This is a genomic window from Paenibacillus sp. MMO-177, from assembly GCF_037147795.1.
Lineage (GTDB): Bacteria > Bacillota > Bacilli > Paenibacillales > Paenibacillaceae > Pristimantibacillus.
The window spans coordinates 250,753-269,591 of sequence record NZ_JBBCUR010000006.1 but is presented as its reverse complement, the minus strand read 5'-3'; the positions used below and the strand labels follow the sequence as shown (position 1 = coordinate 269,591).

At 42.1% G+C, this 18,839-nt stretch carries 20 protein-coding genes and 1 pseudogene; 8 read left to right on the top strand and 13 right to left on the bottom strand.

Annotated features, from left to right (window positions below):
- Positions 1-63 precede the first annotated feature (63 nt).
- From WFK81_RS22020 to WFK81_RS22000, 5 genes and pseudogenes are all read right to left on the bottom strand, one after another.
- On the bottom strand, positions 64-696 hold the full coding sequence (locus WFK81_RS22020) for a TVP38/TMEM64 family protein (RefSeq protein WP_336788520.1): 633 nt from the start codon (positions 694-696) through the stop codon (positions 64-66).
- A 45-nt stretch (positions 697-741) separates the two neighbouring features.
- The gene (locus WFK81_RS22015; protein WP_336788538.1) at positions 742-3,189 is read right to left on the bottom strand and encodes a heavy metal translocating P-type ATPase; all 2,448 of its coding nucleotides are present in this window, start codon (positions 3,187-3,189) and stop codon (positions 742-744) included.
- Positions 3,190-3,265: 76 nt separating this feature from the next.
- The gene (locus tag WFK81_RS22010) at positions 3,266-3,469 is read right to left on the bottom strand and encodes a copper ion binding protein (protein ID WP_336788519.1); all 204 of its coding nucleotides are present in this window, start codon (positions 3,467-3,469) and stop codon (positions 3,266-3,268) included.
- 20 nt (positions 3,470-3,489) lie between these two features.
- Complete coding sequence (locus WFK81_RS22005) at positions 3,490-3,831, bottom strand: metal-sensitive transcriptional regulator (protein ID WP_336788518.1); 342 nt, start codon at positions 3,829-3,831, stop codon at positions 3,490-3,492.
- Between the two features lie 259 nt (positions 3,832-4,090).
- Positions 4,091-4,332, bottom strand: a pseudogene (locus tag WFK81_RS22000) (metalloregulator ArsR/SmtB family transcription factor); the annotation flags it as partial.
- Positions 4,333-4,522: 190 nt separating this feature from the next.
- Between WFK81_RS22000 and WFK81_RS21995 the strand changes: the two are divergent.
- The 8 genes from WFK81_RS21995 to WFK81_RS21960 all read left to right on the top strand — a co-directional run bounded on the left by WFK81_RS21995 (position 4,523) and on the right by WFK81_RS21960 (position 9,186).
- A complete protein-coding gene (locus WFK81_RS21995) occupies positions 4,523-4,843 on the top strand; it encodes a rhodanese-like domain-containing protein (RefSeq protein WP_336788517.1) in 321 nt (106 codons plus the stop codon).
- 14 nt (positions 4,844-4,857) lie between these two features.
- A complete protein-coding gene (locus WFK81_RS21990; RefSeq protein WP_336788516.1) occupies positions 4,858-5,433 on the top strand; it encodes a sulfurtransferase TusA family protein in 576 nt (191 codons plus the stop codon).
- Between the two features lie 13 nt (positions 5,434-5,446).
- A complete protein-coding gene (locus WFK81_RS21985; protein ID WP_336788515.1) occupies positions 5,447-5,842 on the top strand; it encodes a DsrE/DsrF/DrsH-like family protein in 396 nt (131 codons plus the stop codon).
- Between the two features lie 33 nt (positions 5,843-5,875).
- Complete coding sequence (locus WFK81_RS21980; RefSeq protein WP_336788537.1) at positions 5,876-6,997, top strand: MBL fold metallo-hydrolase; 1,122 nt, start codon at positions 5,876-5,878, stop codon at positions 6,995-6,997.
- 15 nt (positions 6,998-7,012) lie between these two features.
- Positions 7,013-7,240 carry a sulfurtransferase TusA family protein gene (locus tag WFK81_RS21975; RefSeq protein WP_336788514.1) on the top strand — a complete coding sequence of 76 codons (228 nt, stop codon included), beginning with the start codon at positions 7,013-7,015 and terminating at the stop codon, positions 7,238-7,240.
- A gap of 301 nt (positions 7,241-7,541) precedes the next feature.
- Positions 7,542-8,336: a sulfite exporter TauE/SafE family protein gene (locus WFK81_RS21970; protein ID WP_336788513.1), complete on the top strand. Its 795-nt coding sequence runs from the start codon at positions 7,542-7,544 to the stop codon at positions 8,334-8,336.
- A 26-nt stretch (positions 8,337-8,362) separates the two neighbouring features.
- The gene (locus WFK81_RS21965; RefSeq protein ID WP_336788512.1) at positions 8,363-8,845 is read left to right on the top strand and encodes a DsrE/DsrF/DrsH-like family protein; all 483 of its coding nucleotides are present in this window, start codon (positions 8,363-8,365) and stop codon (positions 8,843-8,845) included.
- Positions 8,846-8,919: 74 nt separating this feature from the next.
- The gene (locus WFK81_RS21960) at positions 8,920-9,186 is read left to right on the top strand and encodes a metal-sensitive transcriptional regulator (RefSeq protein ID WP_336788511.1); all 267 of its coding nucleotides are present in this window, start codon (positions 8,920-8,922) and stop codon (positions 9,184-9,186) included.
- Between the two features lie 281 nt (positions 9,187-9,467).
- Here the strand turns inward: WFK81_RS21960 and WFK81_RS21955 are convergent, their stop codons facing one another.
- From WFK81_RS21955 to WFK81_RS21920, 8 genes are all read right to left on the bottom strand, one after another.
- A complete protein-coding gene (locus WFK81_RS21955; protein WP_336788510.1) occupies positions 9,468-9,701 on the bottom strand; it encodes an SHOCT domain-containing protein in 234 nt (77 codons plus the stop codon).
- Between the two features lie 331 nt (positions 9,702-10,032).
- Positions 10,033-10,287, bottom strand: coding sequence for a hypothetical protein (locus WFK81_RS21950; RefSeq protein ID WP_336788509.1), 255 nt, complete (start codon positions 10,285-10,287; stop codon positions 10,033-10,035).
- A 28-nt stretch (positions 10,288-10,315) separates the two neighbouring features.
- The gene (locus WFK81_RS21945; protein ID WP_336788508.1) at positions 10,316-11,272 is read right to left on the bottom strand and encodes a F510_1955 family glycosylhydrolase; all 957 of its coding nucleotides are present in this window, start codon (positions 11,270-11,272) and stop codon (positions 10,316-10,318) included.
- Positions 11,269-11,481: a hypothetical protein gene (locus tag WFK81_RS21940; RefSeq protein WP_336788507.1), complete on the bottom strand. Its 213-nt coding sequence runs from the start codon at positions 11,479-11,481 to the stop codon at positions 11,269-11,271. The genes WFK81_RS21945 and WFK81_RS21940 overlap by 4 nt, the downstream gene beginning before the upstream one ends.
- 1 nt (position 11,482) lies before the next feature.
- Complete coding sequence (locus WFK81_RS21935; protein WP_336788506.1) at positions 11,483-12,883, bottom strand: sensor histidine kinase; 1,401 nt, start codon at positions 12,881-12,883, stop codon at positions 11,483-11,485.
- Positions 12,880-13,587: a response regulator transcription factor gene (locus tag WFK81_RS21930; protein ID WP_336788505.1), complete on the bottom strand. Its 708-nt coding sequence runs from the start codon at positions 13,585-13,587 to the stop codon at positions 12,880-12,882. Before WFK81_RS21930 ends, WFK81_RS21935 begins: the two co-directional genes overlap by 4 nt.
- A 39-nt stretch (positions 13,588-13,626) precedes the next feature.
- Positions 13,627-15,495 carry a copper resistance protein CopC gene (locus WFK81_RS21925; protein ID WP_336788504.1) on the bottom strand — a complete coding sequence of 623 codons (1,869 nt, stop codon included), beginning with the start codon at positions 15,493-15,495 and terminating at the stop codon, positions 13,627-13,629.
- Positions 15,496-15,559: 64 nt separating this feature from the next.
- Complete coding sequence (locus WFK81_RS21920; RefSeq protein WP_336788503.1) at positions 15,560-16,429, bottom strand: cupredoxin domain-containing protein; 870 nt, start codon at positions 16,427-16,429, stop codon at positions 15,560-15,562.
- Positions 16,430-18,839: the final 2,410 nt, after the last annotated feature.

Below are 18,839 nucleotides of genomic sequence, written 5' to 3'. Positions count from 1 at the left end.
ATTCTCCTTTATAATATTTTTATGGAATATCTTTTCGTCGAGCGGGTGAACATTGATGAAGGATCATCCAGCGTTTCTGCCCTCACGCTTTCGGATCCACCGATAGCAAAGATAAACGAAAAAAAGAAAGAGCATATAAATCAGCGATATCCATAAAACATTTCCTACATCGGTTAACAGCTGATCCCCGACAAAAGCGAATACGAACATCACAGGTATTTTGCCAATCAGCGTTGCTGCTGCGAAGGTACTGAATTGCATGCGGCTTATTGCCGAATAGACGTTAACTACAGCAGCAGGGACAAACGGAAGTAGACGAGCAAGTAAAACCGCAAAAAACGCATTTTGTTCTACAAGTCTGGTAAATTGGTCGACTCGTTTGAATTTATCCAAAAGCCGGATACTCTGCCCCTGAAACACGAACCTTACCATTAAAAATTGTAGTGCAGCTGCAAGCGTAGAGCTTATTACATTGAACAAACCGCCCCAAATGGGGCCATATTTAACCCCAATAATCCCTGCAATTACACCGTATGGAATGACAGGAATGAGGGCAAACAATACGGCCCCGCCAAATAAAAGTGTAAAGTTGTCTGCCTGGTCATCTTGGAGCCATTGAAGTATCGGTTCTTTGTACAGGATGATGGCGATAACCGAAAGAATGTATCCGAGAGATAGAAGCCATTTCTTCATCATCCGTTTGGCCTCCTAGCCACGTCACTTAGTGTAACTCTTCTTCAGTTAATCGCTCAAAGATTTTAGCTTTACCCGTTGCAGACGGAGTGCATTAAGCACAACAGACACGGAGCTGAAGGCCATTGCAGCCCCTGCTAGCCATGGAGCCAAAAAACCGGCTGCTGCAATCGGGATGCCGATTACGTTATAGGCAAGTGCCCAAAAAAGATTCTGCTTTATATTAGTCATCGTTTTCCGGCTCATCAAGATAGCATCTGGAATGCTATTTAAATCACCTCGCATTAGGGTCACATCTGCTGCTTCCATAGCTACGTCGGTGCCAGTTCCAATGGCCATACCAATATCGGCTGTAGCCAGTGCAGGGGCATCATTAATCCCATCACCAACCATAGCCACTTTCTGACCAGATTGCTGCAATTTCCTTATTTCTAATGCCTTGCCTTCTGGCAAAACTTCCGCGAGCACACGATCAATGCCAACCTGACGGGCAATTGCTTTTGCCGTACGTTCATTGTCACCGGTAATCATGACCACCTCAAGCCCCATCTCTTTGAGCCGGGCAACGGCACGTTTTGAGCTATCCTTGATGGTATCAGCAACAGCGACGATACCCGTAAAATGACCATCTATGGCCACCAGCATTGCGGTTTTTCCCAACTCTTCGAGTGCATTCATTTGCTCAAATGCCGTATCTGCCTGTATCTGATTATGGGCCATCCATTTTCGAGTTCCGATAAGCACTTTTTTCCCATTAACGACTGAGCGAATGCCAAACCCCGGTACAGCTTCAAATGCTTCAGCTTCTGGGAAAGCGATGTTTCGTTCCCGCACACCAGAAACAATTGCTTCCGCAAGCGGATGTTCCGAGTTTTTCTCAGCGGAGGCTACGAATTGAAGAAACTCCTCTTCCGTCATGGACACATCAACGATAACATCGGTAAGCTCAGGTTTTCCTTTGGTTACTGTTCCTGTTTTATCCAGTACAATAGTCGTTAATTTATGTGTAGATTCGAGATGTTCCCCGCTTTTGAACAAAATACCAAGCTCGGCTGCGCGGCCGGATCCCGCCATGATTGATGTAGGGGTAGCTAAACCAAGTGCGCAAGGGCAAGCAATCACAAGTACCGCAATAGCCTTTTCAAGAGCTCCGGAAAAATCATTAGGAGCGATTCCGAAAAACCAGACAAGGAAAGTGATGAACGCAATTCCAACGACAATCGGGACAAAAATACCGGAAATAACGTCTGCTATACGTTGGATGGGTGCTTTCATTCCTTGCGCTTGCTCCACGACTTTAATGATTTGTGCAAGAGCTGTTTCTTTACCGACCCTGTCTGCGTGAATACGAAGCATACCGTTTTTATTGATCGTTGCCCCGATTACAAAATCGCCTTTCTTTTTGCTAACTGGAATGCTTTCACCGGTGAGCATAGATTCATCCACCGCCGAAGAACCCTCCAGTACAATTCCATCAACTGGTACCTTTTCACCTGGTTTAATGATTACAATATCACCTACAACCACGTCTTCAATTGGAATGGCTACTTCCTGTCCCTCTCGTACGACCAGCGCTGTTTTCGCCTGCAACCCCATTAACGATTTAATGGCTTCCGATGAACGCCCTTTAGCTAAGGCTTCAAACAATTTACCGAGTACAATTAGCGTAATGAGCACTGCACTGGTCTCGTAGTACATAGATGGCGCGTTATGGGCATGCATCTCGTTCGCCCACTGTATCGTTAAATACAAACTGTAGAAATAGGCTGCCGATGTACCTAAGGCCACAAGCACATCCATATTGGCGCTACGGCCGCGAAGCGCTTTGTATGCACCGATATAAAAGGAGCGACCGACGATAAATTGAACAGGCGTAGCTAACAGGAGCTGGAACCAAGGGTTCATAAATAAATCCGGTACCCAGATCCAAGACGTGAATGAAAAATGTCCAACCATTGCCCAAAGAAGCGGCAGCGATAAGACAGCCGACAACAAGAACCTTTTTTGCTGGGCCCTGATTTCTTTTTTTCGATGGTCTCCAGCCTCTTGCTGCTCTTGCTTAAGTTTAGCCTTATATCCAATCTTCTCCACTTTTTTAATCATATCCAAAGTGGAGACATCGGCCGGCGAATATTCGACGCGAGCACTCTCTAACGCCAGGTTGACGGTCGCTTTTGTTACGCCAACCATTTTGTTAAGCCCCTTCTCAATTCGTGTCGCACATGCAGCACAGGTCATACCGCTAATGTCAAATTCGGCCACCTCTTTTATGGTATCATAGCCGATATCCTGAATCTTTTTCTCAATCAGGGGAATGCTCACTTTATCCGGATTGTAGGTTACGGATGCTTTCTCAAGAGCAAAGTTCACATTAGCCTCCGTTACGCCTTCCATTTTGCTTAAACCTTTTTCAATTCGGTTTGCACATGCGGCGCATGTCATACCCGTTATTTGCAGTGTTGTCTGCTTGTTTTGCTGCGCTTCATTACTTTCCATAATCTTCACCTCATTCATACCCCATGGGGGTATGTTTATTTGTAAAAAGAAAGGCCACCGGCGGCGGCCTAGTTATTTAACCAACAACGTCATACCCTTGTTCTTCAATGGCGGTTTTAACTTCATCCAAGGACAATTTATTTTCATCGTATTCCACTGTTACTGCATTATTTTTCAGATCTACATGAGCAGAACCACCGATTTCCTTGACCGCTTTCTCAATCGAATTCACACAATGCTGACAAGACATTCCGTTAACATTCAATGTTGTTTGTTTCATTGGAAATCCCTCCGATTTTATTATTTCATTAATTTATTTACCGTAATCAAAAGTTCTTCAATGACTTCATTTTCACCAGCCTGAATACGTTCTACCACACAGCTCTTCATGTGGCCCTCGAGCAGCAATTTCCCTACACTGTTCAAAGCCGACTGAATTGCAGAGATCTGGTTCAGCACATCATCACAATAAGTATCTCGCTCGATCATCCCTTTTACACCGCGAATTTGTCCTTCAACTCGATTCAAGCGAGAGATTAAACTACTCTTCATTTTATCTGAATGATGGCTTTTTCTTTCGCTGTCTGATGAGCAACAGGTATCGTTGATTTCCGTCGTTACAACTTCCTCTTGGTTTGCCACAATTTATCACCTCACTTACAAAATATACTATACCCCCTTAGGGTATGTCAATGCTAAATAATAATTTTTCTATACTCAAAAGAATTGGGCATTATAAAGGATTCCTTTCTTACGCCGCTGTCGTTTGTTTTTTCGTACTTAAGTTCTACATAAAAAGTTTTTTAACATACATCGAAAGTCGTCGCACAGTTTGCACAGGTAAACCCTTGTACGCGAAATACATTTTTTTTCAACTGTTTCTTTATCCATTTGTAATCATCTACTTACTATGTGTCGCTGCTGATTGAATCAATTGGCGGAGATCATCTACCAAGGAGTAAAACATCATCTTACCTTCTTTACAGTATTTTCTAATTTAAGCTGCTTTAATGTTCGTAAGTGATGAGAAACTGTTACCATGGAGAATCCAATAATATTGGCGACATCACATTCGCATAATTCTTCTTCCTCACATAGCTCAAAAGCAATTTTCATCCGAGTTTCATCGCCCAGAGGTATAAAACCTCTTGCTCATAAAAGCAAAAAATGTTGCAAGTATCTTTTATCTTCTCACTCAACATGGATTAAGTGCGTTTAAAGTATGCCCAAATTAGGAAATTGACGAATAAACATTGCGTCGATATAATACCCATAGGGGTATAGGCAATACCCATACATGTATATGTAATTTAAAAAATGAGGAGGAACAACTTTGAATACACAACTATGGAAAGACATTACACCTCAAGAAGTTCAAGAGAAGTTAAATAAGAATTCACAAACACAATTCATTGATGTTCGTGAACCCGATGAATATGCTGCTGGTAGGATTCATGGAACGAAATTGATTCCCCTAAGTGAATTCGCTCAACGAGCAAATGAAATTAGTCCCAATGAAGAAGTCATCTGCATTTGCAGAAGCGGAAAAAGAAGCGCAAAAGCCTGTGATCACCTTGTTTCCATTGGATACACTAATGTAAAAAATATGACTGGTGGCATGTTGGAATGGAATGGATCAGTTGAGAAAAACTAATCGGAGGTATTCAAATGACAATAATCCAAGCCGATAAAACACTGGATTGTAAAGGTCTTGCTTGTCCGATGCCCATTGTAAAAACTAAAAAAGCAATTGATGAACTTCAAGCGGGTCAAGTCATTGAAGTTCAGGCCACGGATAAAGGTTCTTTGGCTGATATTCAAGGTTGGGCTAGAAATACAGGGCATCAATATTTAGGAACTGTTCATGAAGGCGAAGTGCTAAAACATTTTGTACGAAAAGCTAACGCCAATGAAGTGAAAGAAGAAATGAAACATCCTCACAGCATTACTAATGAGGAGTTACAAAAGAAAATCGAAAATAAAGACAACCTAACCATTCTGGACGTTCGTGAACCGGCAGAGTACGCATTCAATCATTTGCATGGTGCAAAGTCCATTCCACTTGGCGAACTGGAACAGCGTGTGCATGAGTTGAATGAGAATGATGATATTCATGTAATTTGTCGTACAGGAACTCGCAGTGATATGGCATGCCAATTGCTAACCGCAAAGGGTTTTAAGCAATTAACTAACATTTTGCCTGGTATGTCGGGCTGGACAGGTCCAACAGAAAAATTTATTTGAGGAGGAAATATTTATGTCAACAAAAGTTGCCATTATTGCAAGTAACGGTGGTATGTTTGACGCATATAAGGTTTTTAACATTGCAACTGCAGCCGCGGCTACCGAAGCTGAGGTTACCATCTTCTTCACCTTTGAAGGTTTAAACCTCATTCACAAGCAAGCCCATCAGCAGCTTCCACTGCCTTCTGGTAAAGAGCATTTTATCGAAGGGTTCAAGAACGCAAACGTTCCATCCATCCCTGAATTGGTTGGAATGGCTCAGGAGATGGGTGTAAAAATCATTGCATGTCAAATGACGATGGATGTCATGAATTTGAAGAAAGAAGATTTTATTGACGGAATCGAAGTTGGTGGAGCGGTCATGTTTTTGGACTTCGCAAAAGATGCGCAAATTTCGTTATCGTTTTAATAAAGGAGGTTTTCAAAAGTGGAAGCAACCATCATGAATACGAAAGAATTAACGCGATTGGTTCTGAAAAAAGAACAGCTTTATATTCTTGATGTTCGAAATGAAGATGACTTTAACGATTGGAAAATTGAAGGGGAAAGCGTAGAAATCATTAATATCCCCTATTTCGAGCTGCTGGATGGTGTGGATCCAGCACTCGATAAAGTTCCTCAAGATAAAAAAGTATTAGTGGTCTGCGCCAAAGAAGGGTCGTCTAAATTTGTGGCTGACCAACTTGTAGAGGCGGGTCGCAGCCATGTCTTTTATCTTCAGGGGGGCATGAAAGCTTGGAGCGAACATTTAGAACCCGTTAAAATTGGCGATTTGAAAAACGGTGGTTCGATTTATCAATTCATTCGCATTGGCAAAGGGTGTCTGAGTTATTTCGTAATGTCCAATGGAGAAGCGGCTATCGTTGATACCCCGCGTATGACGGATGATATTGAACGTTTTGCTTCCGAGCACCATGTCCAAATCAAGCATACGATGGATACTCACCTTCATGCTGACCATATTTCGGGCGGTAAAAAGTTAGCTGAGAAAGCGAGTGCAACTTACTGGCTACCTTCGAAGGATGCAACAGAAGTGACATTTGATTTCGCTAAACTCGAAGAAAATCAAGTCATTCAGGTTGGAGATACTGAAATCAATATTCAACCTATCTATTCACCGGGACATACCATCGGGAGTACATCACTCCTTATCGATGAAAAGTATTTGCTCACCGGAGACATTTTGTTTGTTGAGTCCATCGGTCGACCAGACTTGGCGGGTAAAGCCGAGGATTGGGTTGGGGATTTACGTGATACACTTTACAATCGTTACAGACATCTCTCAAATGAATTGATTGTACTGCCTGCCCATTTCGGTAAAGTAACGGAACTTGGTCATGATGGAACGGTTTCTGCTCGTTTAGGGGATTTGTATCAGCATAATCCTGGTCTGAACATCACTGACGAAGCAGAGTTTAGAGAAGTTGTGACGAACCATTTACCGCCACAACCAAATGCTTATCAAGAGATTCGCCAAACCAACATGGGGAAAATTTATCCAAGCGAAGAAGAACAGCGTGAAATGGAGATTGGTCCTAATCGCTGCGCAGTTCACGATAACTAAGGGGGAAATTATAAAATGCAAGCAGATATCATTGTAGATACAAAAGGAATGGCATGTCCAATGCCAATCGTAAAAGCTAAAAAGGCACTGGATACCTTGCAAGTGGGTCAAACCATGGTTGTTCTATCGACAGATAAAGGCTCTGTGAACGACTTCCAAGCTTGGGTTAAACAAACCAAACATGAACTCATTAAACATGAACATGAAGATGGCGTTTATAAATTCCTTGTGAAGAAACTTTAAAAAAATAAGCGAACACTACACGAATAGTGTTCGCTTATTTTGAGTCATAGACGATTTTTACACCAAGTGAACAATACGTTTCTTCTCTATAATGCTCATTTGGACAAGTCTTGATACAGCACAACGCATCGTTGCTACTGATTAAAGGTTCTGCACAATCGGGACATTTATGGATAAATATAGTTTTAATAAACCGCATCATTAGAATACACCCTCTTTTCACACGACTTTACTCGGATATATTATAATTCACAATCGAGTGTAAAACAAGAGAAATGGTGTTCGGACTAAGGGAGGAATTATGGATACCCTTTTGTATATCGTGATGACGCTCCTTGGTTTAGTCGGTTCATTTTTATCAGGTTTATTGGGTATAGGAGGCGCGATAATCAATTACCCTCTTCTGCTCTTTGTACCGTCGAGCTTAGGTGTTGCTCATTTTTCTGCACATGAAGTTTCAAGTCTCAGCATGTTCCAAGTATTTTTCTCATCACTTGCCGGGGTTCTTGCCTTTCGAAATAAAAAGAACAGTAAGAATGACGCTCAAATCCATTCGGGACTTGTTCTTTATATGGGAATCAGTATTTTGTGTGGAAGTCTCCTTGGGGGAATTTCTTCAAAATATTTAGACGGTGATGCCATAAACATCATCTACGGCATTTTAGCACTCGTTGCAGTTGTATTAATGTTGATTCCCAATAAAGGGAAACAATCGGATAGTGCGCAAGAGATCACATTTAATAAGAGTATCGCCATTATATCTGCTCTTATCGTTGGTGTTGTTTCGGGGATTGTAGGAGCTGGCGGTGCATTCATTCTCATCCCGATTATGCTGACGGTACTCAAAATCCCAACCAGAACAACGATAGCAACTTCTCTTGCCATCGTATTCATCTCAGCAATCGGAGGTGTTATTGGGAAAATCACCGCTGGTGATATTCCCCTTACCCCCATTATCTTTACCGTTATTGGAAGCTTGATTGGCGCTCCACTCGGTTCAAGGATGAGCGCCAAAATCAATACAACGTATTTACGCTATGGATTAGTCATCTTAATTATCTTAACTGCCGTTAAGGTATGGTTATCTATTTTATAACTTATTTATGCGAAGGAGAAATCATAATGGAACCGACAAAAGAAAAAACGACAATTGTATTTTTTAGCGGTGATTTGGACAAAGCGATCGCAGCTTTTATTATTGCCAATGGAGCAGCTGCTTATGACCATGAAGTCACGATATTCTTTACTTTCTGGGGTTTGAATGCCATGCGTAAGGATGAGGTCGTTAAAGTAAAAAAAGGGATGCTTGAAAAAGCATTTGGATGGATGATGCCGCGAGGAGCCAAAAAGCTCGGATTGTCCAAAATGCACTTTATGGGTATGGGACCTAAGTTGATTAATCACGTCATCAAGAAACACAATGCGCTGTCTCTCTCACAACTGATTGAATTAGCAAAAGAACAAGGCATTAAATTGGTTGCCTGTACGATGACGATGGACCTGTTGGGCTTGCAGCAAGATGAACTTATTGATGGCTTGGAATACGCCGGCGTTGCTGCTTATCTTGGTGATGCTACGGAAGCCAAAGTAAACTTATTTATATAAGAATTCTTGTTTCATTTTTATTTTTTGACTTATAATATACCCATACCGGTATGTTAGAAAGGAACTGTATGATAATGGACTACAATTATACGAACGAGATGAAAACCCGATTGAAAAGAATAGAGGGTCAAATACGCGGCGTACTGAGGCTTATGGATGAAGGTAAGTCTTGCAAGGAAGTCGTGAGTCAATTGTCTGCTGTACGCAATGCATCAGATAAGGCCATTGCTCAAATTGTTGCTGAAAACTTACAATATTGTTTATTGGAAGAACAAGCGGCTGGACGAGATGGTAATAAGCTTGTTCAAGAAGCCATTGAATTGTTGGTAAAGAGTCGCTAATGGATGTAAGTTTACTGTCTTTTCGAAACACCATCTTTTAATATAAGTGTTATCCTTAGAGAATAAATGTTCCCCATACGGTAATCAGGCGAAATAATAATAACCTGTTTACCGTATGGGAGCTTTAGTTTTAGCGGGATACAGTGAGGAAACTGAATCATTTCGAGGGAGTTCAGTAAAAACGGCACAGATCATCTTGCCGGTTGCCGTCAATGAGATCATATCGGGAATGATATAAAGATCAGCTCATTCATTTTCCCCGTGTTTCAAGTACAGTCGTTTCATTCTTCGAGTGATTTTCGCTTTTGCCTATATTCTTCATCGTTTATTTCACCTTTTACATAGCGCTCCTTTAACATCATAAGTGGGCGATCTTCTACTCTACTTTTCTTTATAAGCAAACGGATCACCATATAAATTGTTGCTCCAAGAGCTATTATAAGAATAAGAGCCCCAATCCCCATCACTATGCACATCCATATCATGGATGTGCCAGATAACTGCCCATTCATCATCATGCATACCACCCTTCGTTGTTTCAATATTTAAAATTGTGATATCAGAAATATCAAAAACCGGTGCCTTTATCAGCAAATTTGGACCAATTAACTACCGAATCTTTGCTCATAAAGATATCTTTCTTGTAAGTAGCGATCGAAATTTCATCTGGTTTCGTCCAGTTTTGCACAATATAAGCAATCGTATCATCTCCCCTTTTACATAAGTGAAACGATATAGCTTAGGTATTTTTTTATTTGTATCTGCCTGGAGTAAATAATAAGAGCTCCTGCATATTGGGAGCTCTTATTACAAAAGTACTGCAGTGTATAATTTGAAAGTGTTCGTTTAACTATGTGATTGTGATTGTGATTGTTTCAAGGATTGAATCTCGTTGGATAAATGCTGGTTTTGTTCGATTAGTTCTGCCATTTGGATCTGAAGTTTTTGATAATCCCGATCTTTGGTATCGCCAGCATGACAACTGGTTTTCCCTTCCTTTTTTCCTTTTGCGTTATTATGTCCGAACAACATGCCCCTCATACAAAACAGCATCATTAATGGACAAACTAAAATAGATAAAATGCTCAACAGTTGTTGCATAGTCGAATTCCTCCATTCGCTAAAAACGTTATTGTCCGTCTAAGGCTTTCCCCTGATTCGCGATTTTCAACCAACTGACTCCATCGTCGCGGGTTATATAAATATCCCTTTGTGCTGTGGCGAACGTAAATTCATTCGGCATTACCGGATTTTGTGCTATATACGCGATGGCATCATCATCAAGTTCAGGAATCGGAAACGTACTAATCGCTTTGGATTTCGTATCGACAAGCTGAAGCACCGGCGATTGCACATATCCGCCAACTAATAAATTACCTTGAAGATTAAAATATAGGGCGGTCACTTGAAGATCCGGGACAATTTTCTCAAATCTCTGACCATAATCGTCGGAAAGAAATACGCCCGTTTGCGTACCCAGCGCAATGACATTTTCTTTCTCCGGATGTACAGCTAAAGCCGCAGGTTCTCCCTCGACACCGAAGCTTTCGCTCTTGGCCCAGGTTTGGCCTTCATCTTTGCTGTAAAATAAACCGGGCGAGCTCATTTTCGAATTCGGAGCCGCATTGAATGCATAAATGATATGCGTCTTATATCCGACACTCATGCCATGGAAATCGGACTCTTCTTCAAGAGCCAGTACCGAGATCGTTTTTCCCGTATCATTGCTTTTAATAATGCCAAGGGGATTGCTCAAGCTTGAGCCTTGCCCCGGGTGTCCGCTGCTGTAAAATCCGTCATCTACTGCGGAGAAGCCCATGTAATCATTTTGATCTCCTGGCGGCACGCTCCAGCTTCCGTTATCATAGATTCGAATGCCGTCGTGGGCAGGGACGATTAGTTTGGCTCCATCCGGTGAATAGCCCAATCCATGGATATGCTTCAACTTAATCGCCGAAGCGCCTTTATTCAAGAGGCTTATTCCGCCAATGATAACACCTGCAAGCAGAGCTGTGATAACGAGCCATTTAAGTCCATTTGCCCTTTTTGTCTGCTTCGTTCTTTTTTCCCGATCCGGTTTTTTCATGGCTTCTTTCTACCTCTTTTTCTTTTAAAAATCATATAGACGATGCCCGCGATTAGAATCGGAATGCCAGTCCAAAGACATATTCCCATTAACATGCTTAAATAAACATGGAAGGAATCGGGCCTCATAATCGAAGTGGCTGACATCGTCAAGCATGACAGCCCGATCGCCACCAGCGATATGGCAATGAACCAATCCAGCCGTTTCATTTTATACCGCCTCCTTAGGTTTCATCGGGAATCGAAGGACGAAAATCGTGCCGCATCCAACCTCGCTATTTACTTCAATGGTTCCTCCCTGGAACTCGACTAATTTTTTCACAATGGCCAATCCCAGCCCAGTCCCTCCGAATTCACGGGAACGCGATTTCTCGACCCGATAAAATCGGTCAAAAATGTAAGGTAGCTCCGTATGTGGAATGCCAATACCCGTATCCTCGACGGTAATAACATAATCGTCTGAGTCTGTCCCCGTCATTTTTACAAGCACAGTCCCTTTTTCCGTATAGCGGATTGCATTTTCGATCAAATTCATAATGATTTGTTCCATGCGCCGTTTATCGGCATAAACCGCCGGAATCTCATTTTGCAGGTCGATTCCGATTTCCAATCCTTTTTCCTTCGCCTTTATTCCGGCCTTTAACACCGACTGTTCAATAACTTCAGCCAAATCGATCCATTCCATGTCCAAGACGATCTTCCCCTCTTCCATCTTGGAGAGCTCAAATAGATCATGAATCAAATGAGTGAGCCGGCCAGTTTCCTGATAAATAATATCCAAATATTGATTTTTCTCTTCCTCGTTTTGATACAATCCTTCTTTGATTACATTTACATAGCCCGACAAGTAGGTTATAGGCGTTCTTAGTTCATGAGATACATTGGCGAAAAACTCGCTGCGTGTGTCCCTGTACCTTAGAAGATCCACTGCAAGATCGTTAATGGCATGCGCTAAAGATCCCATTTCGTCTCCAGATGTCACGGAAACCCTCGTTTCCAGATCCCCTTTTGCGATATTACGCGCAGCCTTTTCCATTTGAACTAAAGGAGCGGATAGCTTTATAGATACGACAAAGGTCAAGCCGAGCGCTATAAAAAAGGCGCCTATTCCGGATAGAATCAATAAATCCCGAATTTTATGAACGGATTGTTCGATCCCTTCCATCGAGCTCAAAATATAAACTCCGCCATAAAACAGATTTCCGTTTGCCACGGGTTTGCCCGCAACCAAATATCGAATTCCCGATTTGGAATCTGTATACTCCTTTTCAATTGCAGCGCCTTTCGATAACTGCTGCAGCTCTTTTTTTGGAATATAAGCTCCCTTCGAGAAATGCTCAAGATCGGCGCTGACTATAATTTGTCCGTCAACATCGACAATGAACGTGTTCACTTGCGAGAACTCTGCCATCATTTTGACCGACATCGGATCTTGCGTTTCTACAAGGAAATCCGCATACCGGGCAGATAATTGATCCGTCTCCTCTTGAACCTTGTTCAAATAAAAAGCGGAAAAAATTTGATTCGTTACGAATCCGACAGGCAATAACACCGCAAGAAACAAGATAATAATCGTTCCGCCCAGCTTGACGACAATCCGATTCCATTTCATTTGCATTGTTCCGGTCCTTGAAATTTGTATCCAACGCCCCATACGGTCTGAATCGGATTGTACGGTAATCCGGCTTTACGGACTTTGTCCCGTATATTTTTAACGTGAGTGTCTACGGTGCGAATATCGCCGTAATAGTCCTCTCCCCATATGCTGTTTAACAAGGTCTCCCGTGAAAAAGCGCGTTTGTATTGCTCCGCAAGCAAGTGCAGCAATTCAAATTCTTTCGGGGTAAAATCAACCGGCTGCTCCAGCACAAGCACCTGTCTGCCTTCCGGATCGATCGTTAATTCGTTGTGGACGATCGTCTTCGAATTCGATGCGTTATTTTCGGAAACATGGGAACGTCTTATGAGTGCAAATACTCGGGCTATCAATTCTTCACGCTCAAACGGCTTGACGAGATAATCGTCAGCTCCGGCATTAATGCCGGAAACCTTGTCTTTCGTTTCGGATCGTGCTGTCAGCATCAGAATCGGCGTTTGACTTGTCTCTCTGATTTTCTCGCAAACCTCTATGCCGTCCATTCCAGGCATCATCACGTCCAGTATAATAACGTCAAACGCCATATTCCGAGTGATAGTTAAAGCTTCATAGCCGTCCTTTGCTTCCGTCACTTCATATCCATTATTCATTAAGTAAATCCGCAGCAAATTCCGCATATTCCATTCGTCATCGACGACGAGCGCCTTGAATTGTTGCATAGCTCCTCCTTCCCCTTGCTTCCGCCTACACGTACCCGTTTAAATATTAGGCGGCATTACGCCGGGTATTTGAATGATGTAGGGCAGCTTGATCACTGTGCCGTCGGCTCGATAGGCATAAACCTCCATGTTCATCGTGCCGGGAGCATGAAAGTAATAGCCCGTCAGCTTATAAACTCCATTGCCGAATGAAAATGCGGCGTTTTCCACTTGCCATCCTGTCGTCGTCGAGAATTTAACTCGAACCCGCTCAATGTCCAAAGGATCACCGACACGAATGGAGATTTCTGAAGGGGATGCAGCGAGCGGAGTAATCTGCACCGTTGCCTGAACCCCGTCTACCGTTTTTGTTTGAGGATAGATGCCTTCCTCTGCATCTTTAGGCGACAGGTCAACCAGCACTCCGGCAACTAGTAAGATTAGAGCCGCTATCACAAGCTCGATCCATAACCATTTTCGGAATATAGCCCCTATACCCTCTGCCCATTTAGCCAAAGTTCTCCTTTGCCAAATTCCAATAACAATGATAACGATTAATAGAATGGCTTTGGCAAGCAGCATTTCCCCCCAATAGCTCGATATCAAGCTGTTTAGAGAAAATGAAGGCACGAATCGGATCGTCATTAATATTCCCGTTGCCGCGATTAGGACTATGCTGGTCAGCGCCCATTTGGAGAAGAGCTTGCCTTTTTCTTTGAGCCATTTGGTTTTGTTTTCTTTTGGCGCCATAACCGTTAATGTCAATAAACCGCCAATCCAGATCGAGACCGAAAACAGATGAATGACGTCCAGAGCAACGCTCCAAATTCCCCCGTAGCTAGGTGCCGCCGTATGGCCGGTCAAAGCCAGGCCCAGCAATGCCAAAAACAGCAATAAAAGCTTCATTCTATTCCAAACGATGAAATAACTGATAAGCAGCAGCACAATTTGCACCAATAAAACTTGAACAAAATAAAAAGTAATAAAATCGATCCATACGACTTCTGAATATTGCATTTTATTGGCGATAAACTCCAGAAGAAATGCGGCAACCGCTGTCCCATATAGTAGATTTATAACAAACCTTTGATTGCCGCTGATTTTCAATATTTTTAACCCCATAAAATAAACGCCGAACAGAGCCAGAACTGCCGTATACGCAATCCAGTGGGCTAGCTGTTGCAATTGGATATGCTTCCATAAGCTGTCGCCGAATTTATAGGTCGGTCCTGTTATGGCTGTAAAGTGTTGAACTGCGAAATACCGGATATCATATTTGCTTTGATCCCCGATTTTCAAATGCGAATGGATGGAATACGTTCCCGGCGGCAAATTCTTTTTCAAATGAATCGTAAAATGGTTAGGATCGTCAGGGTCCGCAATTGGCGATTCTGTTATTACGCTATGTTCTTTGTCGTCAAGCAGTCCCAGTAATTTAAGCTCTCCCGTTTCTGAATACCAGACTTCAATTTTATCCGGCGATGCTTGTACGATCGTGCCGTCTTCGGGGAAGGTCCGATCCAATTTCAACCTTTGAAATTTTTGCTCGTCAGTATCTTCCTTCGTTTTGACCTCAAAATTATACTTCTCTTTTAACGAATGTCCGTCTAGCGCCACAACGGCTATCATAACCGAGTATAGACCTGAAGGAAGCTTCTCTTTCAAATCGACCGTCATATGACGGTTATCATTTGGGTCTAACCGCGGTTTTCCAAGCTGCATGACGGATTGCTTTTCATTTCGGACAATAATGGAGCTTCTGTGGATTCCGACCGGTTCTTCTAAATATAGATCAATGATGGAAGGCGAAGCCGCCAAAATTTCATCCACTTCAGGGCTTCGTTTCACGATTTGCGAGTGCGCATCGATTGTTGAGACCGGAATAAGCGCAGCCGCAAGCAGAAAAGCGATGAGCATTTTTTTAATCACATAAAGCATCTCCTTAAAGTTTTGCGAAGCAAAACTCGCTTCGGAAGCATGAACTGAAATGTTATTATTCGATCGTGATGGTTCCTCCATACATTCCCATGCCGCACGTATACGAATAGGTTCCAGGTTTAGCGTCTTTCAACGTGATGAAATTGTTTCCCTCGTTCAATGTTGCTTGAATACCCAACTCATCTGAAATCAGCTGGCCCAGGCAGCCGATAGTGGCTTCCGCAACAAAGTTGATTTGGGTCGGCACTCCCGATTTTAATTGAATATTTTGCGGACCGTAACCGGTCGGCTTTACTTCGATTGTTCCAGTCTGATACCCGGCAGTGCCTTCCGTACTGGTCTGTACTTGCGCAGTTTTATTATTTTGCTGCGGCAAGCTTGAACGCGAATTGGCAACCCCGTCCACTCTTTGAAACAATACTAACGCTCCTACAAAAACGATGCCAATTGCCAGCGTCAGCAGGCTAATCGAATGAGCTCCGCTATTTTTTTGTTTGCCGGCAGCCGATTTCCCGGTTTCCTGGTCGACGAGCTGATGCAGCACGGACATGATGAAAATAAAAATGACGCTGACAAACAAAAGCATTGGTTCCGATACGACCAGCATCACGCCTAACATGGCTCCCATCATACCGCCCATTACACCGGCCAGCATGCCGTCTAAAGCAGCCATGAGGCTTACCGGTTTACCGGTTAAATAACCCGCAATGATTCCGAACAAAACGGCGATCATGCTCGATAACGTCAAATCGTGGTTGAGCAGAACGCCCAATATGACGCCTAACGCAAGACTGGACATCATGCCGACTGTCATCGCAATCATCATTGCCGTCAAGCATGTAAGCTTGTCCTTTCGCTTGTACATTTGGACAATAAAATAGATGGTAAAAAACAGAACCACAGCGCAAGCCAAAATAGAAAACATAAAATCCTCCCGCATTCTTCAATTGATTTATACGCTTATTCTATCAAAGAGATTTGTTGAAAGTTTGAAGAACGATAAAGAATGCGAATGCGCGATCAAAAAAACAGGTCATTTTCATCTGAAGAAAATGACCTGTTTTTTTTGATCCTGTTGATGGTGTTTTTAGGTTTTCGAAAGATAAGAAATAAAAACTTAAGCAACAAAACAGATACCGCCAATAAATGCCCCGACTACCTACACAGGCCCAGGATATAAAAAAAGCCCGGTAAATAACCGAAAATAGCAACATTTATTCCGGATAGAATGACTGAAGGAATCATGCCGGCATTGTTGATCAAAACGCTGAGCAAAAGACTAGCTGCTACAGCCATAGTACCCACTGTTCCAGCCTCTATCAACTTTGTAATCTCAAAGATCGACAAATCAATACAACACCTTCCATTAATTCGATGCTTATACATTGAAAAGACTCATGCCGATGTCCATTGGCATGAGTCTTTTCGATTTCGTTAACACATTGAACAATCTGTCATTTCACAAGTAGACGTGGCGCATTCAGAAACTCCTCGCTCCATTTCGTGAGCACACATAGATACGCACTTTCCTTTGCTCATCTTTGCGCAGTCTGCGACATTAGCACCGTTAGCAAACGCCGTTCCTCCAAAAGATAGCATGGCTACCATAGCCGATATTACAAAAATCCTCTTCATCTTATACCCTCCGATGTGTAATTTGACAAGTTTAACCTTGCCAAATCAATCATACTCGAAAGGTTTGTTGATTCTGTGAAGACACAAATAATATGTTTATTCATAAATACATGCAGTTTAGCGGCCCCCTCTCTGTGAATGCCGTTGATTTTACTAATCGTCCATCAATTTCGATTAAGCAGTAACTCAAATACAAATGATGGACCCGATGCCCTGAATCACGGAAGATCGCAGCGATCAGGCCGTTTTTATAAACAAAGAACGGTACAGGAAATTAGTTCTGTCGGGAATGAGATCAAGTTCTTGTCAAAATCGGGAATGGGATAAAGTTCTTGTCATTATGATTTGACAACAGCATTATCCCATAACATAAAAAAGCCGCGATTTTCGCGGCCCTTAATGAGAAAATGTTCTTATCATCCCACACATGTATGCTGCTATGATGTCATACATTATATCACTAGCGTTGCATTAATTTTCTCCGAATTTTAAGCATTTCCACGGTCAAAGCGAACGTGCCGTTCACAACCAGATTTGGATTGCTCTTATCGCCTTTTGCTTACTCTTACTCGTAAAGCTGGAAACGAAGGTCGATCACAGTCTGCTGCAGTTAAACCGATGGTTAACGAAATTGCTGTGGCAGCCCTACGCCCGATGGTTGAATCGGATGAAACAAAAGCCGAGTCGAGAATCCAAAGGAAGGCGACGAAGAGAAGCAATTGTCTAATCGTTAAGTCGCTCAAACGAATCGCTCTAATCATACATATTTGTATAAATCATCCAAATGAGACAGGCTATCTTTAGGAAGCTATCGACTTTTTGGATTTTTCATTCAAAAACGTATATCTGAATTTTCAGAAATATAGAAGGAGCAAAGTTTATGCAACGCTAGTGACATTATATACGTCTTTTCAGATATCAAAATTATAAGTTCCAACGTTTCACACTCCGGCTCTCCTCCGCCAAGATCTTCCGATGAACGAAAAAGCAGCTGAACCTCGAACAAGCTCAGGTGTGTTGAGGTTAGTAAGGCCATCAATATGCAGAGACAGAAAAAAGAATTAATTCAAACAGGTTCCCCTCGTTTTTCAATCTCCGCCTATGCATACTTTCAAAACTTCCTTTCCGTTTTAATTTTTATTTCTTGAATTTAGCTTTCACAAGTACAATTACTCCACCAATAAAAATTCCAACAATAGTCCACGCTGAAATAAATAATATCGAATCCATAATCTTCTCTCCTTAGTTGTTACTTAGTGAATATGATCTTTTATATTTATCCTTCTGCAGACTCAGAGTCTTTAATCAGGCTCCAAGTGAGACTTAGTCTAAATTATAATTTCACGCACAAGTTCATCATCCCGAAACTAAAAACTGTTTTTCCTTCATTGCATCTTTTAAATATCCGGAAGTTTCAAAGATATCTCAATTATAGCCGAATCATTTATTCCTCCTCTTCCTTTTGCGAATATTACGTACATTATGTCAAATAATAAGACACAAAGCGACATTAAACTACGGTTAATAGTTTAATTCGATTTAAATCTCTGTTTTCCTCCAAACCATTTATTTGATTCTTTGTTCGATTCGAATGTCATTTAAAGATCACTGCAACATAAAAAAACTGTCAAGAAGTTTCGACAGTCTGTTTAGTTATACGGTCATCAAAACCGCTCAGAAGTAATCCGATATTAAATTCG

Excerpts from the sequence above, each read along its gene's own strand:
- WFK81_RS21950 (WP_336788509.1), bottom strand. The coding sequence starts at position 10,287 with ATGCAACAACTGTTGAGCATTTTATCTATTTTAGTTTGTCCATTAATG.
- WFK81_RS21990 (WP_336788516.1), top strand. The coding sequence starts at position 4,858 with ATGACAATAATCCAAGCCGATAAAACACTGGATTGTAAAGGTCTTGCT.
- WFK81_RS21960 (WP_336788511.1), top strand. The coding sequence starts at position 8,920 with ATGGACTACAATTATACGAACGAGATGAAAACCCGATTGAAAAGAATA.
- WFK81_RS21975 (WP_336788514.1), top strand. The coding sequence starts at position 7,013 with ATGCAAGCAGATATCATTGTAGATACAAAAGGAATGGCATGTCCAATG.
- WFK81_RS21965 (WP_336788512.1), top strand. The coding sequence starts at position 8,363 with ATGGAACCGACAAAAGAAAAAACGACAATTGTATTTTTTAGCGGTGAT.
- WFK81_RS21920 (WP_336788503.1), bottom strand. The coding sequence starts at position 16,429 with ATGTTTTCTATTTTGGCTTGCGCTGTGGTTCTGTTTTTTACCATCTAT.
- WFK81_RS21985 (WP_336788515.1), top strand. The coding sequence starts at position 5,447 with ATGTCAACAAAAGTTGCCATTATTGCAAGTAACGGTGGTATGTTTGAC.
- WFK81_RS21940 (WP_336788507.1), bottom strand. The coding sequence starts at position 11,481 with ATGAAACGGCTGGATTGGTTCATTGCCATATCGCTGGTGGCGATCGGG.
- WFK81_RS22015 (WP_336788538.1), bottom strand. The coding sequence starts at position 3,189 with ATGGAAAGTAATGAAGCGCAGCAAAACAAGCAGACAACACTGCAAATA.
- WFK81_RS21930 (WP_336788505.1), bottom strand. The coding sequence starts at position 13,587 with ATGCAACAATTCAAGGCGCTCGTCGTCGATGACGAATGGAATATGCGG.
- WFK81_RS22020 (WP_336788520.1), bottom strand. The coding sequence starts at position 696 with ATGATGAAGAAATGGCTTCTATCTCTCGGATACATTCTTTCGGTTATC.
- WFK81_RS21955 (WP_336788510.1), bottom strand. The coding sequence starts at position 9,701 with ATGATGAATGGGCAGTTATCTGGCACATCCATGATATGGATGTGCATA.
- WFK81_RS21970 (WP_336788513.1), top strand. The coding sequence starts at position 7,542 with ATGGATACCCTTTTGTATATCGTGATGACGCTCCTTGGTTTAGTCGGT.
- WFK81_RS21980 (WP_336788537.1), top strand. The coding sequence starts at position 5,876 with ATGAATACGAAAGAATTAACGCGATTGGTTCTGAAAAAAGAACAGCTT.
- WFK81_RS21945 (WP_336788508.1), bottom strand. The coding sequence starts at position 11,272 with ATGAAAAAACCGGATCGGGAAAAAAGAACGAAGCAGACAAAAAGGGCA.
- WFK81_RS21935 (WP_336788506.1), bottom strand. The coding sequence starts at position 12,883 with ATGAAATGGAATCGGATTGTCGTCAAGCTGGGCGGAACGATTATTATC.
- WFK81_RS22010 (WP_336788519.1), bottom strand. The coding sequence starts at position 3,469 with ATGAAACAAACAACATTGAATGTTAACGGAATGTCTTGTCAGCATTGT.